The sequence below is a fragment of the Mesorhizobium sp. ES1-4 genome, from assembly GCF_020164745.1.
Lineage (GTDB): Bacteria > Pseudomonadota > Alphaproteobacteria > Rhizobiales > Rhizobiaceae > Mesorhizobium.
On record NZ_JAIUGV010000036.1, the window covers coordinates 1 to 15,525 of the forward strand.

A 15,525-nucleotide genomic window follows, 5' to 3' on the forward strand; every position below is an offset into this window, starting at 1 on the left:
CCTGCCGCCGGGACTGCTGGCTGTGATGGGCCGCAGTCCCGGCCGCCAAACTACCCGATCCTTCTCAAACAATCCTTTGGCGCTACAGTCGTCCAATGGCTACAGCACTGCGCGAATGGGCCCGAGCGATCAAGCGCGACGTGCATGCGCTCTACCTTGCCGCCCGCGATCCCCGAACGCCGTGGTACGCCAGGGCGCTTGCCATGTGTGTCGCGGGCTATGCCTTGTCTCCAATCGACCTGATTCCCGATTTCATCCCCTTGGTGGGCTACCTTGATGATGCAATCCTGGTTCCCTTGGGAATCCTTGCCGTGGTCAAGATGATACCGCCCGAGGTCATGGCAGAACACAGGGGGGCCGTCGCTCTTGCCGTTGACAGGCCCGTGAGCTGCAGCGCGGCGGTGGTCATCGCCTGTATCTGGGCCGTCTCGGTCGCGCTGGCGGGATGGCTGGCGTATCGATACTTCGCCGGCTGACGCCCCTGTAACGACGAACAGCGCGTTGCGCTCCCACCATTGCAGGACCACAGCCAGAACCATCAGAGGAACGCCGATTTGTGAGACGCCTATTATCGTCCTATCAAGATAGTGGGCTGATGCCGGCCGCGGCATTTATCCAGTGTGTTAAAGTTACATCCATTGGTATCGGATTCCGTGGTTGGTTGTGAGGTGGATTCTTGAAGCTTGTCGGTGAACACCGCATCCACCAGATCTTTGAATTCAGCCTATGGCTTAAGGGCGCGCATGCGCTGATCGAATGCATCGGCGGGATTCTGCTCTATGTCATCACCACCGATACCATTGCCTCCTGGGTCAATGCCCTCACTGCGGAGGAATTGATCGAAGATCCGAACGATTTCATAGCTGGCCACCTGTCGCGCATGGCAAGCCATTTTTCGATCGCCAGCAAGGAGTTTTATGCCTTCTACCTGCTTAGCCACGGCCTGATAAAGCTTGCCTTGGTGGTCGGGCTTTTGAGAGGCAAGCTCTGGTCTTACCCTGCCTCGCTCGCGGCTTTGGGCTTGTTCATGGTCTATCAAGTCTACCGCTACTCATACACCCAATCATTCGGCCTGCTGGTCCTGACCGTCTTCGATGCGGTCGTCATGGTGTTGATCTGGTATGAATGGAGGATCGTGCGACAACACAAGGCGGCATGATGGTTGAGTTGCCGGCCTTGTCTCTCAATAAAACCGGGGGATCGGGCCGTTCTGCGGGGTCGTGCGGTCGCCGAGGTCGAGGAAGATCTCGTCGACATAACACCAGCCCCAGCCTTCCGGCGGATCGTAGCCCTCGATGACCGGATGGCTGGTGGTGTGGAAATGTTTTGTCGCGTGACGGTTGGGCGAGTCGTCGCAGCAGCCGACATGGCCGCAGGTGCGGCAGAGCCGCAGATGCACCCACCACGAGCCGCTCTTCAAGCACTCCTCGCAGCCGAGCGCGCTCGGCGTCACGTCCTTGATCCCAGCCGCGTGTTTGCATTCGTCAGCCATCACACTCTCCCGACCGATTGAGGCGCGTCGGCATGGCTGCCTTCCCGCGCAAGAAACGCATGCAATGCCGCCACCACCTGGGCGCCTTCGCCGACAGCCGCCGCGACGCGTTTGACCGAGCCGGAGCGTACGTCGCCGATGGCGAACACGCCGCTGCGGCTCGTCTCCATCACGCCATGCGTCGATGCTATGTCCGATCCGGTGCGGATGAAACCCCTGGCGTCCAGCGCCACGTCGGATTGGGCGAGCCAATCGGTGTTCGGGTCGGCACCGATGAACAGGAAGAGATGGCGGATCGGCCGCGTCGTCACGGCGCCGCTCGCTCGGTCGCGCCAGCGGACAGTGGCGAGATTGCCTTCCTCGCCATCCAGCGCCTCGATCTCGGTGCCGGTCAGCACCTCGATGTTGGGCTGCGCCCTGATGCGCTCGACGAGATATCGCGACATCGAGGCCTCGAGACTGCCGCCACGCGCCAGCAGCGCCACTTTCCTGACATGGCTGGCCAGGTAGACGGCCGCCTGGCCGGCCGAATTGCCGGCGCCGACCAGCGCCACTTCCTGGCCGCCGCAAAGCCGTGCTTCGATTGGCGAGGCCCAATAATGCACGCATGTGCCCTCGAACTCGGCGAGGTTGGGGACGTCGAGGCGGCGGTAACGCGCGCCGCTGGCGATCACCACCGAGCGCGTGCGCACCGTTTCGCCGTCGCCGACCGCAAGCTGGTAGCGCGCGCCGTCGGTGGCGGCACCGAGCAGCTTCACCTCGTCGGGGATCACCATCTCGACGCCGAATTTCTGCGCCTGGTTGTAGGCGCGCGCCATCAGCGCCATGCCGGTAATGCCCGTGGGGAAGCCGAGGTAGTTCTCGATGCGGGCGGAAGCGCCGGCCTGGCCGCCGAAGGCCCGGCAATCGAGCACGATGGTCGACAGGCCTTCGGAGGCCGCATAGACAGCCGCCGCCAGCCCTGCGGGTCCGGCGCCGACGATGGCGACATCATAGACCATGGTGGCGTCGACCGGCCGCATCAGGCCGATGCAGCGGGCGAGGTCTTTCTCGGCCGGATTGAGCAGCAGCCTGCCGTTCGGGCACAGCACCACCGGCAGGTGGTGGGGATCGACACGGAAGTGCTCGAACAGGGTCTTCGCACAAGGATCGGTCTTGGAATCGAGCACGCGGTGGGGCTGGCCGCTGCGGGTGAGGAAGCCCTGCAGGCGAAGGACGTCGCCATTGTCGGCCGGCCCGACGACGATGGGACCGATCGTGCCGCTCTCGAGCAGCCCGACGCGGCGCAGAATGAGCGCCCGCATGATGCGCTCGCCGAGATTGGCCTCCTGCACCATCAGGTCGCGCAGCCGCTGCGAGGAGATGACGAGCGCCTCGACAGGCTCGGCCGCCCGCGCATTGACCAGCGAGGGACGGGCCGAAAGCTGCGCCAGCTCGCCGACGAAGCTGCGCGGGCCATGAGTGACGATCGTCTCGCGCCGGCCGAGCTTGCCGTCCTGCGTGATGTCGACCTTGCCCGACAGGACGACGATCAGCCCCGGGGAAACATCGCCGGCCTCGAAAATGTGCTCGCCGGCGGCGTAGCCGCCGGCCTCGCCGAACCGGCGCATGCGCTCGATGTCCGCCTCGGCCAGCGTGGGAAAGGCCTGGTCGCGGCGGGCGCCGAAGATCGCGGTGCTGGATTGAGACATGTTGCGAGCGTAGCGAAGCGGGCGCCCGGTTTGAAGCGGTTTGTTCACGAACTGGCCAGGAGGGGAGGTTGGGCGATGGCAGCGACATCCTCCTGATCCTCGGCTTCGCCCGAGCATCACGATTTTCAGGATTTCGTGCTACGCCGCGTCAGCTCCTTTCAGGAAGGACCCCAAGGTCCGCGTGCTTTCGACGGAATCCGCGCTGACGACGCTGCAGACGATGACACAATCGATGTCATCGCCGAGGCTTCGATCGAGACCACGCGCAGGCTCGCCGTCTGACGGCGTTCGCATTGCACAAACCAATAAAAAGCCCGGACGAGCCGGGCTTTTTAGGTGTCTGAACCACGAACGGTTCGAAACGGGAATTTGGTGCCCAGAAGAGGACTCGAACCTCCACTCCTTGCGGAACACGGACCTGAACCGTGCGCGTCTACCAATTCCGCCATCTGGGCTGGTGCGGGCTCAATAAGCGGGCAAGCGATTGCTGTCAACGCGCTTTTTTCAAGGTCGCCACGCGCCGGCTCGGTTTCGGGCGCCGGCGCTGCCAACGTTCACAATCATCGGAAATGACCGACGGTCAGCCTTCCAGCACTTCCTTCGAAGCCACGGTCGAATCGGCGTTGAGCTGGTAGATCACCGGGACGCCGGTGCCGAGCTCCAGCTTGACGATCTCCTCGCCCGACTTGCCGTCCAGTGCCATGATCAGCGCGCGCAGCGAATTTCCGTGCGCCGCCACCAGCACCGTGCCGCCGCGCAGCACATGCGGCTGCAGATCGTGCAGGTAGTAGGGCCAGACACGGGCGCCGGTGTCCTTCAGGCTCTCGCCGCCGGGCGGCGGCACGTCGTAGGAGCGGCGCCAGACATGCACCTGCTCCTCACCCCATTTCTGGCGGGCGTCGTCCTTGTTGAGGCCGGAGAGGTCGCCATAGTCGCGCTCGTTCAGCGCCTGGTCGCGAATGGTCTTGAGGTCGCTCTGGCCGACGGCGTCGAGGATGTGCTGGCAAGTCTTCTGTGCCCGGACCAGCGCCGAGGTGAAGGCGATGTCGAATTTCAGTCCGCGCGCCTTGAGTTTTTGCCCGGCGGCCTTGGCCTCGGCATGGCCCTGCTCGGTCAGGTCGACGTCACGCCAGCCGGTGAACAGGTTCTTCAGGTTCCATTCGCTCTGGCCGTGGCGCACGAGCACGAGGGTTCTCGACATTTTTGCTCCCTGGGGTTGGGGTTCGACGTTCTCAGCCAAGCCCGAGCACGTCCCGCATCGAATAGAGGCCCGGCTTCCTGTCGCGCGCCCACAGCGCGGCCTTGACGGCGCCGCGAGCGAAGATGGCGCGGTCCTCGGCATGGTGGGACAGCGTGATGCGCTCTCCCGTGCCGGCCAAAATCACGCTGTGGTCGCCGACCACCGAGCCGCCACGCAGCGCGGCAAAGCCGATCGAGCCGGTTTGTCGCACACCCGTATGGCCGTCGCGTGAACGCACGTCATTGCCGGCCAGTGCGATGCCGCGCCCGGCGGCGGCGGCTTCGCCGAGCAGAAGCGCCGTGCCCGACGGCGCGTCGACCTTGTGCCTGTGGTGCATTTCGAGGATTTCGATGTCGAAATCGTCGGCATCGAGCGCGCGCGCCGCCTGCTCGACCAGCACCGCCAGCAGATTGACGCCGAGGCTCATATTGCCGGACTTGACGATGGTCGCGTGGCGCGCGGCGGCAGCGATTTTCGCATTATCTTCGGCCGAGCAGCCGGTGGTGCCGATGACATGGACGATGCGCGCCTGCGCCGCGTAGCCGGCGAACTCGACCGTCGAGGCCGGGGTGGTGAAATCGAGCACGCCATCGGCCGTGGCGAAGACCGGCAGGGGATCACTGCCGATCGCCACGCCGATGCGGCCGACGCCTGCCAGCTCGCCGGCATCCTTGCCCAGATGAGGCGAACCCCCGCGTTCGACCGCGCCGATGACGCGGGCGCCCGCAATGGCGTGGATGGCGCGGATCAGCGTCTGGCCCATGCGGCCGGCCGCGCCGACCACCACAAGGCCCATATCGCTGTCCGGCTTGCCGGCTGTTGCCTCGCTCATGCCTTGCTCCCGGCGACGTGCTGGATTTCTAGTTCCTGAACCGTAGTCTCGGCCGGCGCGCTGTCGTCGACAAGCCCCAGGCCCTTGACGCCTTGTATCCGGTGGAACCGGGCATAGACGCTGTGCGGATCGGCCATAAGCGAGGCGTGCGTCCCCTCTTCGACCAGATGGCCTTGTTCCAGCACGATAATGTGGTCGGCATTGACCACGGTCGACAGGCGGTGTGCGATGACGATAGTGGTGCGCCCTTCCATGACCTTGGTAAGCGCCTGCTGGACACGGGCTTCGGCCTCGTTGTCGAGCGCCGATGTCGCCTCGTCGAGCAGCAGGATCGGCGCCTGGCGCACGATGGCGCGGGCGATCGACACGCGCTGGCGCTGGCCGCCCGAAAGCGTGGCGCCGTTCTCGCCGACCGGCGTGTCATAGCCTTGCGGCTGCTGGCGGATGAACTCGTCGGCCGCGGCCAGGCGCGCGGCCTGTTCGATCTCGGCGTCGGTGGCCGAAGGGCGGCCGTAGCGGATGTTGTCGCGGATGGTGCCTTCGAACAGATAGGGCGCCTGCGAGACATAGGCGATCGAGCCGCGCAGCGACTGTTTGGTGACCTTGGAAATGTCCTGGCCGTCGATCGTGATCGTGCCGCTCTCGACGTCGTAGAAACGCTGCAGCAGCGCCACCAGCGTCGTCTTGCCGGCGCCGGATGCGCCGATGACGGCGGTCATCTTGCCGGCGGCGGCGACGAAGCTCAGCCCCTGAAGGACGGGTGCTTCCTCGACATAACGGAAGGACACGTTGTCGAAACGCACTTCGCCCGTGGTGAAATGCGCCTGCGTGGCATCCGGGGCATCGCCCTGCTTCGGTTCCAGGTCGAGCAGCTCGTAGATCATGCGCGCGTTGACCAGCGCCCGCTCCATGCCGACCTGCATGCGCGCCAGGCGCCGTGCCGGGTCATAGGCCAGGATCAGCGCGGTGATGAAGGAAAAGACGGCGCCCGGCGGCTGCCCGAGAACGAGTGCCCGGTAACCGGAATAGGCGATGACGGAGGTGACGGCGAGGCCGGCCAGCATGTCGGAAATCGGCGCCAGCCGTTCGGAGACCCGGGCAATCTTGTTCGAGCGCTGTTCGGCGTCGCTGGCGAGCTTGCCGATGCGGCCCGACAGCTCGTCCTCCATGGTGAAGGCCTTGACGATGGCGATGCCTTGCGTGGCTTCCTGCACGGCGCCGATCAGCCGCGAGTTGATCAGCACGGATTCGCGGGTTATGCGGCGCACGCGACGGGTGAGGTAGACGACGGCCCAGATCAGCGGCGGGCCGATCAGCAGCGAACTGAGCGACAGGACCGGATCCTGGTAGATCATGACGCCGAGAAGGCCGATCAGCGTTACCGCGTCGCGGGTGATCGAGGTCAACGTCAACGACAGCAGGTCGCGGATGCCGCCGACATTCTCGTTGACCTGCGCCGCCAGCCGGCCCGAGCGCGTGTCGTTGAAGAAGCCGACGCCGAGCTTCATCAGGTGATCGAAGATGCGCTTCTGGTAGCGCGCCACCAGATTGTTGCCGATCTTGGCCAGCGCCACCGCCTGTCCGTAACCGGCGAAGCCACGCAGCAGGAACGCCGCCATGAAGCCGGCGCAGATCCACACGATCGCATCGCCGCGCCGTTCGTAGAAGATCTGGTTGACCATCGGAGCCATGATCCAGGCCGTGAAGGCGGTGGTGCCCGACACGATCAGCGAGCAGGTGATGACCATCACATAGGTCCAGCGATAGTCATGGCTGTTCTCAGCGAGAATGCGGCGCAGCACCGCTGTGACCTCGCCGGGCCGGGCTTTCAGCTTGTTTGGAGTTTGAAGGGTCAAATCAGAAGGCTTTGTCGGTTTCCGCGTCCCGTGGCCGGGCAATTCGGCACCCCTATTAACGCCAAGCGGCCGGCTTGCCTATGCCTCGGGATGACTAACTTCGTCGCGCCATCGCCGGCCCGCCGTCTGGACGCCGAACAGCGAGGGGTTCCTGGCATAGGCGGCAAGGCCGAGAAGGGCGGCCAGCGGGTGGGTGATGACATAGACCGGCATGGTGCGCATCAGAGCGCTGTGCGGTGCCTTGTCCTCGAAGGCGGCACGGAAATTGCCCTGCTTCAGCGCCGGCACGATCTTTTGCGCGATGCCGCCGGTGAGAAAGACGCCGCCGCGGCTCATGAACACCAGGGCGAGATCGCCCGCCGTGCGCCCGAGACAGGTGACGAAAGTCTCCAGCGCTTCCTGCGCCACCGGATCGGTCCTGGCCAGCGCCGCACCGGTGACCTCGGCCGGCGTGGTGAAGGGCGCCGGCTTGCCGTCGGCCCTGGCTACCGCCCGGTAGACGTTGACGAGACCGCGGCCGCACAGGATCTGCTCGCCCGAGATGCGGCCCTCGAGCTTCTCGATATGCGGGAAGACCTCGAAATCGCGCGGCGTGCGCGGCCCGATGTCCATATGGCCGCCTTCGCCGGGGACCGGTATCCAGCGATGAAGCGCGTGGACCAGCCCGGCGACGCCGAGCCCGGTTCCCGGACCCAGCACCACGCGCCCGGCATTGGGCTCCGGCGTGCCGCCGCCGATCTTTTCCATATGCTCTTCGCCAAGCGCCACGACGGCCAGCGCCTGCGCCTCGAAATCGTTGAGCACGACAATGTCGCTCAAGCCCAGATTGGCGAACATCTGCCTCGGCTTGACCACCCAGGGACAGTTGGTGAGCTCGATCTCGTCGCCATCAACCGGGCCGGCCACCGCCAGCACCGCCGAATTCGGGCGAACGGACGAGCGGTCGAGCACCGCCGCCTGGATCGCGTCGTCGATGGTGTTGTAATTGGCGGTCTGGACGATGGTCGGCTCGCCGGCCTCGGAATTGGCGTCGAGCACGATCGAGAAGCGCGCATTGGTGCCGCCGATATCGCCGATCAGGATCGGAAACCGCAGCAAAGTCTCGTCATCGCCCGTGCTTGGCATGTTCGTGCTTGGCATGTTCTCGTCCGTCCCGGCTATGTGCCGCCGTTTTCCCGTTGACTAGCGCATGGCCCTGCAAAGGGAAAGCCGATTGGCTTCAGTTCCAGGACAATCGCCTCGAATTTGAATCCCGTCCTTGCCCCGATTTGCCGATGTCCGCGCCGCCCCTCACCTGCCTGCCGGCAGGGCGATGAGGGGCAGCGCCGACCTCGGCAGTCAATCGTCAGTTGCCTGATGGCCTTGGGCGCGGCACCGGCACGCCGATCTCGGGCGTAGCCGTGAAGGCGTTCATCGAGGCCGGCAAGGTGGCCACGCCGATGGAAGATGTTGCTCGTTCTGGGTCCGGCTCCGCCACCGCGACCGGCACGTCACCGCCACGATAGGTGACCGCGTCGACCGATTCCGGCCCCGGCGCGTCGAGCACGAACTGGCATTGCTTCGGCAGGTTCGCCATCGTCATCAGATCGCGGGCTTTCGGCGCATCCGGATTCGTGTTGGGCCGCCATGGCTCCTGCGTGAACCACCAGGCCAATGGCTTGCCGCAGCCGTCGTCAGCCGGAGTCGCTTCCTGCCCCTTGCAGGCGGGCGAGCCCGGTTGGCAGCCGATGCGAATGTGGAAATGGTAGTCGTGTCCCCAGAACGGCCGGATCTTGCGCAGCCAGGAGCGGTCGCCGGTGACGGTGTCGCAGAGCTTTTTCTTGATGCCCGGATTGACCAGGATGCGCTCGACTTCCGGGTAGCTCGCGGCGCGCTTCAAAAGCCGCGTATGCATCGGCTTCCACAGCGCGTCGTTCACCAGATGGGTCTTTTCATCGACCATCAAGGTGGCGCTGATGTTTTCGCGTTCGCTGGTGGTAAGCTTGCGGTCCGGCATCGGCGTCAGCCAGATGTCGGCGTCAAGGCCGATCTGGTGCGAGGCATGGCCGCTCAGCATCGGGCCGCCGCGCGGCTGCGAAATGTCGCCGATCAACAGGCCCGGCCAGCCGTCGGACGCCGCGTCGCGCGACAATTTCTCGATCAGCGCGATCAGCGCCGGATGGCCCCAGCGGCGGTTGCGCGACGGCCGCATCACCTCCCAGTTCATGCCGTCCATGGGCAGCGCGACGCCGCCTGAAAAGCAGCCCTTGGAATAGAAGCCGAAGGATTGCGGGGCGGTCGCCGTCGGCAGTTTCGCGGCGCCGAACAGGTCCTTGGCCCGTTCCTCGGCGAAGGCGGGCTGGACGGTGAGGCCGGCCAGCACAAGCAGGCCAAAAGCTGCCGCTAGCAATGATTTTTTGCCGAGAGATGGCCGCGTCACTGTGTTCATCAACCCCACCGCAATCTCGCGCCGAAATCATAGCACGCAACGTGCGACGCTTCGAATGCTCCTTGGCGCAATCGAGGCAAACCGTTTCACACTTGTCCCGGAATTGCTTCGCCCTTCATCGGACTGCGCGGCTCGCCGTCGCGCCAGTCGCCGCTTGCCCACATATGGTCGAAGGCGGCGCGGTAATCGGGAAACCGAAACCTGTAGCCGGCCGCCTTGATGGCCCTGTTGGCGACGCGCTTGTTCTCGCCATAGAAGGACCGCGCCATGGGCGAAAGTCGGGCGGTGTCGAAGGGGATTTCGGGCGGCGGGTCAACGCCCATCAGCGAAGCGGCGTAGGCGACGACATCCTGCGGCGGCGCCGGCTCATCGTCGGTGATGTTGAAGATGCCACCCGTATCGCCGCCGATCAGATGCCACAGCGCACCTGATATGTCATCGCAATGGATGCGGTTGAACACCTGGCCAGGCTTGACCAGCCGCCTTGCCGTGCCGTTTTCCAGATTGACCAGCGCGTTGCGGCCCGGGCCGTAAATGCCGGACAGCCGCAGGATCGCCACCGGCCGGTCGATTTCCCGGCCGAGCGCCTGCCAGGCCTGTTCGGCCTCGACCCGCATGACCGAACGCTTCGATACCGGCCGGCAGGCGGCGGTTTCGTCGACCCAGGCGCCGCCATGATCGCCATAGACGCCGACGGTCGAGAGATAGCCGAGCCATTGCAGGCCAGGCATACGGGCGATCGCCTCGCGGGCGGCATTCAACACCGGATCGCCGGCTTCCTCCGGCGCGACCGAAATCAGCAGATGCGTCGTCTTTTCCAATGCCTCGCCAATATCGACGGTCAGCGCGCCGTCGAACAGCAGCGGGGCGATGCCGGCCTGGCGCAGGGCTGCGAATTTTTCCTCGGAGCGCGTCGTGCCGAGGATCGTGGCGTCAGCCGTGTTGGCGCGGGCAAAGGCCTTGCCGGAATAGCCGGCGCCGAAGATGAAGACCCGCTTTTCGCTCATGCATGCGTCCTGTTCGACCGCGCCAGGCGCCATTCCTCGCGCACCGCGGCGTCGTTCTCGGTTTCCAGGCCGGTGGCGGCCCGTTCGGCATATTCGGTTTCCGGCACCAGCCGCGCCAGCGCCCATATTGCCGCGCCCCGCACCAGCGGCGAGGCGTCGCCAAGCAGGTCCCGGACGCTGCCAGCAAGCGCGGCGTCGCCGGAATTGCCGGCGGCGAGCAGCACGTTGCGGACAAAGCGGTCGCGGCCGATGCGCTTGATTGGCGAGCCGGAAAAAAAGGCGCGGAAGGCCGCATCGTCGAGGGCCAACAGGTCGGCGAGCGGCGGCTCGCGCAGATCGTCGCGCGCGGCAAGCTTGGCCTCGGAAGCGGCGCGGGCGAACTTGTTCCAGGGGCACGCGGCGAGGCAGTCGTCACAGCCATAGATGCGGTTGCCGATCGCCTCGCGGAATTCATGCGGGATCGGCCCCTTGTTCTCGATGGTGAGATAGGAGATGCAGCGCCGCGCATCGAGCCTGTAGGGCGCGGGGAACGCATCCGTCGGGCAGGCGTCGAGGCAGGCGCGGCAGGAGCCGCAATGGTCTGTTTCGGCCCGGTCGGGTGCCAATTCGGCCGTGGTGAAGATAGTGCCGAGGAACAGCCAGGAGCCGTGCTCGCGGCTGACCAGATTGGTGTGCTTGCCCTGCCAGCCCAGGCCTGCTGCTTGCGCCAGCGGCTTTTCCATGACGGGTGCCGTGTCGACGAAAACCTTCACGTCGCCGCCGGCGCACGCGACGATCTTGCCAGCGATTTCCTTCAGCCGGCCCTTCATCACCTCGTGATAGTCGCGGTTTTTCGCGTAGACCGAGATCGCGCCACGGTCGCGCTTCGACAACAGGTCGCGCGGGTCATGGTCAGGGCCGTAATTCATCGCCAGCACCACGATCGAGCGCACGTCGGGCCAAAGCGTGGAAGGCTTGCCGCGGCGCGCAATCGTTTCGGCGATCCAGTCCATGGAGCCGTGAAAGCCGTCGGCGACGAATTCGGCCAGCCGCGCCGGCGCCAGCGGGATGGCATTCGGGGTGGTGACGGCGACGGCGTCGAAGCCGGCGCGCCGCGCCTCCGCGTCGATCAGCGCACGCAGTTTTGCCGCGTCAGAAATCGAGGTCCGCATAATGCGACACCGGCGACAGGCCGCGCACGCGGTCGGTCAGGAGCGGCCGGAAGGAGGGCCGCGACTTCACCCGCGTGTACCATTCGCGCGCGGCAGGGTGTTCGCGCCAGTCGATCTCGCCGAGATAGTCGAGCACCGACAGCGTCGCGGCCGCCGCGAGATCGGCATAGGTGACCCTGCCGCCGGCCAGCCAGTGGCGGGTACCGGCCAGCCAGTTGGTGTATTTCATGTGCTGGCGGATATTGGCGCGCGCGGCGCGGATGGCGCCCGAATCGGGCGAGCCGCCGCCCGCCGTTTCCGGCATCACCGGCTTCAGCACACGCTCGCGCACAAGATGACGTGTCACCTCGCTTTCGGCCTTGTTGAGATACCAGTCGATCAGCCGCCGGATTTCGGCGCGCTGCATCGGGTCCTCGGCGAACAGCCGCTTGTCGCGCTTGAGCACGCCGCGCGTCTCGTCGAGATATTCCGAAATCACCGACGCGCCGACGATCGGCACGTCGCCTTCGGCCAGCAGTATCGGCAGCGTGCCGGCCGGGTTCAGCGCCAGGAACTCCTTGCGCCGCGTCCACGGCTTTTCCTCGATCAGCGCCAGCTCCTCGCCATACTCGCCAAAGGCGAGGCGGACGAAGCGGCAGGTGGCGAACATGGGATGGTGGAAAAGCGTCAGCATGGTTCCGCGATTGTAAAGCACACTGGCGAATCGCCGGGCGCACCGGTAAGTCTTGGCCGCCCGGCCAGCGGGCCGTCAGGGGTGTTGCGACCTATAGGGGGACTTCGGCGCCATGACAAGCAAGCCATTCCGTTAGCCGTCACGCCAAAGCCGAGGTAGAAATGGAAAGCCAGACCATCGTCGAAGCCCTGCTGCTCGGCCTGCTGGAGGGACTGACCGAATTCATCCCGGTGTCCTCGACCGGCCATATCCTGCTCGCCGGCCATTTCCTCGGCTTCCAGTCAACCGGCAAGGCCTTCGAGATCCTGATCCAGCTCGGCGCCATCCTGGCAATCCTCAGCGTCTATTTCCGGCGGCTGTGGCAGATGCTGCTCGACCTGCCGCATGACCGGCTGACGCGGCATTTCGTCATCGGCATCCTGATCGCCTTCCTGCCGGCCGCGATCATCGGCGCGCTGGCGCACGACTTCATCAAGACGGTGCTGTTCGAATCGCCACGGCTGATCTGCATCATGCTGATCATCGGCGGCGTCATCCTGCTGGCGGTCGACCGCATGAACCTCAAGCCCGTCTACCGCGACGTCGAACGCTTCCCGACCAGGCTCTACCTGCAGATCGGACTTTTCCAGTGCCTGTCGCTGATCCCCGGCACCTCGCGCTCGGGTTCGACCATCGTCGGCGCGCTGCTTCTGGGCGTCGACAAGCGGGCGGCGGCGGAATTTTCCTTCTTCCTCGCCATCCCGACCATGGTCGGCGCCTTCGCCTTCGACCTGTTCAAGAACCGCAACGTGCTGTCGTCGGCCGACCTGCCGATCATCGCCGTCGGCTTCGCCGCCGCCTTCGTCACGGCGCTGTTCGTGGTCCGCTTCCTGCTCGATTACGTCTCGCGCAACGGTTATTCGCTGTTCGGCTGGTGGCGGCTTGTGGTGGGTATCGTCGGGCTGGTGGCGCTGATGATCTGGGGGTGAGGAGCGATCCGCGAAGCGGACAGGAAGCCAATTGCTTGGCTTCCTGAGCGACGAACGCCCTGAGCCAGCGAAGGGCGAGCAACGCTCGTAGGTAGCTATCTTAATTCCTTCCATAAAACGCATTCTCGACATGCACCGGCCAGCGCCACGGCAACACAGCGACCATGTCGAAGCGCATCGACAGCTTGCCATAATCGGACTGGCGCGACAGCCAGATGTCGGCCGCCGCCTCGATGCGGCGTTCGGATTCGTGGCCGATCGCCTCCATGGCTTCCATCAGCGTGCGGCGCGCCTTGACCTCGACGAACAGCACCAGATCGCCGCGCCGTGCGATCAGGTCGATCTCGCCGAAACGCGTGCGGTGGCGGCGCGCCAGGATGCGGTAGCCCTTCATAATCAATGCTATCGCGGCCAGCCATTCGCCGCGATGGCCGCGCCGATAGGCTTTCTGGCGGCTGGCGCTCGGGCGCTCAGCCATCGGCGTGGGCATCCCTAAGCTCGAGCAGCCGCCGATAGAGCGCCTGCTTCTGGCCGCCTGTCATCTTCGCGGCCTCCGCCGCGGCCTTTGAAGCCGGCATTTCGGCGGCGAGCGAGAGCAGCAGGCGGTCGATGTCTTCAGGCTGGTCCGCCTTGGCCTCGGCGGGGCCGATACAGACGACGATCTCACCCTTCGGCGTATCGGCCGCCGCATAGTGGTCGGCCAGCGCCCGCAGCGTGCCGGTGCGCATTTCCTCGAAGGTCTTGGTCAATTCCCGGCCGATGGCGGCCTTGCGTTCGCCGCCGAGGGCTTCGACCATGGCGCCGAGGGACTCGGCCAGCCGGCGCGGCGATTCGAAGAAGATCAGCGTCGCGGGCACAGCCTTCAAAGCTTCCAGCCTTGCCAAACGCTGGCCCGACTTCACCGGCAGGAAGCCGGCAAACAGGAAGGCGTCCGACGGTAGGCCCGACGCCGTGAGCGCGGCAAGCGGCGCCGACGGGCCGGGGATCGGCACGACGCGAATGCCCTGATCCAGCGCCTCGCCGACCAGCCGGTAGCCGGGGTCGGAGACCAGCGGCGTGCCGGCATCCGAAATCAGCGCCACGCTCTGGCCGGCTTGAAGTGCCGCGATCAGCTTTGGCCCGGCCTCGCCGGCATTGTGTTCGTGATAGGCTGATGTGCGGCGGCGAATGCCGTAGCGGTCGAGCAGCACGCGCGACACCCGCGTGTCCTCGCAGGCGACGATGTCGGCGGCGGCCAGCGTCTCCAGCGCACGCAGCGTGATGTCGGCGAGATTGCCGATCGGCGTCGCCACCAGATAGAGCGCCGGATCGAGCGGACGGGCCGCAATCTCGGTCTGCCCGACCACATAGCTGCGCTTGCCCGTCTCGCCAGTCACCGATGCCGTCTCCGTTCAAGCCTTTTTGGCCTGCCAAATCTTGTTTGGCATAGCCTGTGCCGGCTTGCAAAACTGGCGCCGATGTAAGGTAGCCGCCATTCCTTCGCCACAGTAGGGAACGAAACCGGATTTGGCAGATTTAGCCCCCTGATTCCCAAGGGAGGACAGGATGGACAGCCTGACGATACAGGACGCTTTCGCGCCCTACTACGCCGACCGCAATCGCGCCTCGCCACGAGACAAGCGGCTGCTTGCCAAGAGCGGCCCGCCCAGGCAACCGGCTGCGGTCACCTTGCCCACCAACGTGAAACTTTCCGACAACGAACCAGACAGCACGACGGAGCACTGACCGAACGATGCCCAATCGCTTCGATATCTTCATCACCCGTCTTGAAACGAAAAGCGCCAGAGAAGGCGTGCCCCCGCATCCGATCGGCGACCAGCACCGCGCCCGACGCGAAAAGGCCGACGCCAAGCCGGTTCGCGCTGGGGAGTCGCACGCCGAGAAGGAGCGCGGAAAGCACCGCCACAAGCACGACGCTTGAATAACCTTCGCGGTGAGCGCGAAGACCGCCCTCACTTCGTCATCCTAGGGCAAAGCAACGAGCGCAGCGACGCGGCGCAGACCCTAGGATCCATGCCATGACATCAAGCAAGGCGTTGCAACGGTGCCGGAATCTGGTCCGTCGCACCCCTCGACAAGGGCCGCGGCACGGATCCTCGGGTCAAGCCCGAGGATTGTTTGAGAAGGATCGGGTAGTTTGGCGGCCGGGACTGCGGCCCATCACAGCCAGCAGTCCCGGCGGCAGGC

The 15,525-nt window shown here is 65.4% G+C and carries 17 protein-coding genes and 1 tRNA gene; 5 read left to right on the forward strand and 13 right to left on the reverse strand.

Going from position 1 to position 15,525, the window contains the following annotated elements; genetic code table 11:
• Nucleotides 1-95: 95 nt before the first annotated feature.
• Both LB556_RS31290 and LB556_RS31295 read left to right on the forward strand, forming a co-directional pair.
• Nucleotides 96-476 carry a YkvA family protein gene (locus LB556_RS31290; protein WP_224571247.1) on the forward strand — a complete coding sequence of 127 codons (381 nt, stop codon included), beginning with the start codon at nucleotides 96-98 and terminating at the stop codon, nucleotides 474-476.
• Nucleotides 477-676: 200 nt separating this feature from the next.
• The gene (locus tag LB556_RS31295; RefSeq protein ID WP_224571248.1) at nucleotides 677-1,159 is read left to right on the forward strand and encodes a DUF2127 domain-containing protein; all 483 of its coding nucleotides are present in this window, start codon (nucleotides 677-679) and stop codon (nucleotides 1,157-1,159) included.
• Between the two features lie 24 nt (nucleotides 1,160-1,183).
• On the opposite strand, the gene LB556_RS31300 is transcribed toward LB556_RS31295, so the two are convergent.
• The 11 genes from LB556_RS31300 to LB556_RS31350 all read right to left on the reverse strand — a co-directional run bounded on the left by LB556_RS31300 (nucleotide 1,184) and on the right by LB556_RS31350 (nucleotide 12,370).
• Entirely contained in the window at nucleotides 1,184-1,492 is a 309-nt protein-coding gene (locus LB556_RS31300) for a UBP-type zinc finger domain-containing protein (RefSeq protein ID WP_224571249.1), read from the reverse strand.
• Nucleotides 1,492-3,183: an FAD-dependent oxidoreductase gene (locus LB556_RS31305; RefSeq protein ID WP_224571250.1), complete on the reverse strand. Its 1,692-nt coding sequence runs from the start codon at nucleotides 3,181-3,183 to the stop codon at nucleotides 1,492-1,494. The genes LB556_RS31300 and LB556_RS31305 overlap by 1 nt, the downstream gene beginning before the upstream one ends.
• Before the next feature lie 370 nt (nucleotides 3,184-3,553).
• Nucleotides 3,554-3,638 (reverse strand) — tRNA-Leu (locus LB556_RS31310).
• Nucleotides 3,639-3,763: 125 nt separating this feature from the next.
• Nucleotides 3,764-4,384, reverse strand: coding sequence for a 2,3-bisphosphoglycerate-dependent phosphoglycerate mutase (locus LB556_RS31315; protein WP_224571251.1), 621 nt, complete (start codon nucleotides 4,382-4,384; stop codon nucleotides 3,764-3,766).
• Between the two features lie 31 nt (nucleotides 4,385-4,415).
• Nucleotides 4,416-5,255 carry a 4-hydroxy-tetrahydrodipicolinate reductase gene (gene dapB, locus LB556_RS31320; protein ID WP_224571252.1) on the reverse strand — a complete coding sequence of 280 codons (840 nt, stop codon included), beginning with the start codon at nucleotides 5,253-5,255 and terminating at the stop codon, nucleotides 4,416-4,418.
• On the reverse strand, nucleotides 5,252-7,111 hold the full coding sequence (locus LB556_RS31325; RefSeq protein WP_224571253.1) for an ABC transporter ATP-binding protein: 1,860 nt from the start codon (nucleotides 7,109-7,111) through the stop codon (nucleotides 5,252-5,254). The genes dapB and LB556_RS31325 overlap by 4 nt, the downstream gene beginning before the upstream one ends.
• A gap of 78 nt (nucleotides 7,112-7,189) precedes the next feature.
• Nucleotides 7,190-8,236 (reverse strand): glucokinase, encoded by a 1,047-nt coding sequence (locus tag LB556_RS31330; protein WP_224571262.1) that lies wholly within the window; start codon nucleotides 8,234-8,236, stop codon nucleotides 7,190-7,192.
• A gap of 220 nt (nucleotides 8,237-8,456) precedes the next feature.
• Nucleotides 8,457-9,539: a penicillin-insensitive murein endopeptidase gene (gene mepA, locus LB556_RS31335; protein ID WP_224571254.1), complete on the reverse strand. Its 1,083-nt coding sequence runs from the start codon at nucleotides 9,537-9,539 to the stop codon at nucleotides 8,457-8,459.
• Nucleotides 9,540-9,625: 86 nt separating this feature from the next.
• The gene (locus tag LB556_RS31340) at nucleotides 9,626-10,546 is read right to left on the reverse strand and encodes an SDR family oxidoreductase (RefSeq protein ID WP_224571255.1); all 921 of its coding nucleotides are present in this window, start codon (nucleotides 10,544-10,546) and stop codon (nucleotides 9,626-9,628) included.
• The gene (gene queG, locus LB556_RS31345) at nucleotides 10,543-11,697 is read right to left on the reverse strand and encodes a tRNA epoxyqueuosine(34) reductase QueG (RefSeq protein WP_224571256.1); all 1,155 of its coding nucleotides are present in this window, start codon (nucleotides 11,695-11,697) and stop codon (nucleotides 10,543-10,545) included. Before queG ends, LB556_RS31340 begins: the two co-directional genes overlap by 4 nt.
• Nucleotides 11,678-12,370 (reverse strand): glutathione S-transferase family protein, encoded by a 693-nt coding sequence (locus tag LB556_RS31350; RefSeq protein WP_224571257.1) that lies wholly within the window; start codon nucleotides 12,368-12,370, stop codon nucleotides 11,678-11,680. The genes queG and LB556_RS31350 overlap by 20 nt, the downstream gene beginning before the upstream one ends.
• Before the next feature lie 161 nt (nucleotides 12,371-12,531).
• Here LB556_RS31350 and LB556_RS31355 point away from each other — a divergent pair, with 161 nt between their 5' ends.
• On the forward strand, nucleotides 12,532-13,338 hold the full coding sequence (locus LB556_RS31355) for an undecaprenyl-diphosphate phosphatase (RefSeq protein WP_224571258.1): 807 nt from the start codon (nucleotides 12,532-12,534) through the stop codon (nucleotides 13,336-13,338).
• Nucleotides 13,339-13,438: 100 nt separating this feature from the next.
• Here LB556_RS31355 and LB556_RS31360 read toward each other — a convergent pair whose 3' ends face one another.
• Nucleotides 13,439-13,816, reverse strand: a complete 378-nt coding sequence (locus tag LB556_RS31360) for a YraN family protein (protein WP_224571259.1) — start codon at nucleotides 13,814-13,816, stop codon at nucleotides 13,439-13,441.
• Complete coding sequence (rsmI, locus tag LB556_RS31365; RefSeq protein WP_224571260.1) at nucleotides 13,809-14,714, reverse strand: 16S rRNA (cytidine(1402)-2'-O)-methyltransferase; 906 nt, start codon at nucleotides 14,712-14,714, stop codon at nucleotides 13,809-13,811. The genes LB556_RS31360 and rsmI overlap by 8 nt, the downstream gene beginning before the upstream one ends.
• A 169-nt stretch (nucleotides 14,715-14,883) precedes the next feature.
• On the opposite strand from rsmI, the gene LB556_RS31370 reads away from it, so the two are divergent.
• Both LB556_RS31370 and LB556_RS32140 read left to right on the forward strand, forming a co-directional pair.
• Nucleotides 14,884-15,063, forward strand: coding sequence for a hypothetical protein (locus LB556_RS31370; RefSeq protein WP_224571261.1), 180 nt, complete (start codon nucleotides 14,884-14,886; stop codon nucleotides 15,061-15,063).
• A 7-nt stretch (nucleotides 15,064-15,070) separates the two neighbouring features.
• The gene (locus LB556_RS32140) at nucleotides 15,071-15,259 is read left to right on the forward strand and encodes a hypothetical protein (protein WP_411908628.1); all 189 of its coding nucleotides are present in this window, start codon (nucleotides 15,071-15,073) and stop codon (nucleotides 15,257-15,259) included.
• Nucleotides 15,260-15,525 lie beyond the last annotated feature (266 nt).

What these genes read in the sequence shown, in the direction of transcription:
- LB556_RS31290 (WP_224571247.1), top strand. Translation starts at nt 96, where the DNA reads ATGGCTACAGCACTGCGCGAATGGGCCCGAGCGATCAAGCGCGACGTG.
- LB556_RS31300 (WP_224571249.1), bottom strand. Translation starts at nt 1,492, where the DNA reads ATGGCTGACGAATGCAAACACGCGGCTGGGATCAAGGACGTGACGCCG.
- LB556_RS31305 (WP_224571250.1), bottom strand. Translation starts at nt 3,183, where the DNA reads ATGTCTCAATCCAGCACCGCGATCTTCGGCGCCCGCCGCGACCAGGCC.
- LB556_RS31315 (WP_224571251.1), bottom strand. Translation starts at nt 4,384, where the DNA reads ATGTCGAGAACCCTCGTGCTCGTGCGCCACGGCCAGAGCGAATGGAAC.
- dapB (WP_224571252.1), bottom strand. Translation starts at nt 5,255, where the DNA reads ATGAGCGAGGCAACAGCCGGCAAGCCGGACAGCGATATGGGCCTTGTG.
- LB556_RS31330 (WP_224571262.1), bottom strand. Translation starts at nt 8,236, where the DNA reads ATGCCAAGCACGGGCGATGACGAGACTTTGCTGCGGTTTCCGATCCTG.
- mepA (WP_224571254.1), bottom strand. Translation starts at nt 9,539, where the DNA reads ATGAACACAGTGACGCGGCCATCTCTCGGCAAAAAATCATTGCTAGCG.
- LB556_RS31340 (WP_224571255.1), bottom strand. Translation starts at nt 10,546, where the DNA reads ATGAGCGAAAAGCGGGTCTTCATCTTCGGCGCCGGCTATTCCGGCAAG.
- queG (WP_224571256.1), bottom strand. Translation starts at nt 11,697, where the DNA reads ATGCGGACCTCGATTTCTGACGCGGCAAAACTGCGTGCGCTGATCGAC.
- LB556_RS31350 (WP_224571257.1), bottom strand. Translation starts at nt 12,370, where the DNA reads ATGCTGACGCTTTTCCACCATCCCATGTTCGCCACCTGCCGCTTCGTC.
- LB556_RS31355 (WP_224571258.1), top strand. Translation starts at nt 12,532, where the DNA reads ATGGAAAGCCAGACCATCGTCGAAGCCCTGCTGCTCGGCCTGCTGGAG.
- LB556_RS31360 (WP_224571259.1), bottom strand. Translation starts at nt 13,816, where the DNA reads ATGGCTGAGCGCCCGAGCGCCAGCCGCCAGAAAGCCTATCGGCGCGGC.
- LB556_RS31370 (WP_224571261.1), top strand. Translation starts at nt 14,884, where the DNA reads ATGGACAGCCTGACGATACAGGACGCTTTCGCGCCCTACTACGCCGAC.
- LB556_RS32140 (WP_411908628.1), top strand. Translation starts at nt 15,071, where the DNA reads ATGCCCAATCGCTTCGATATCTTCATCACCCGTCTTGAAACGAAAAGC.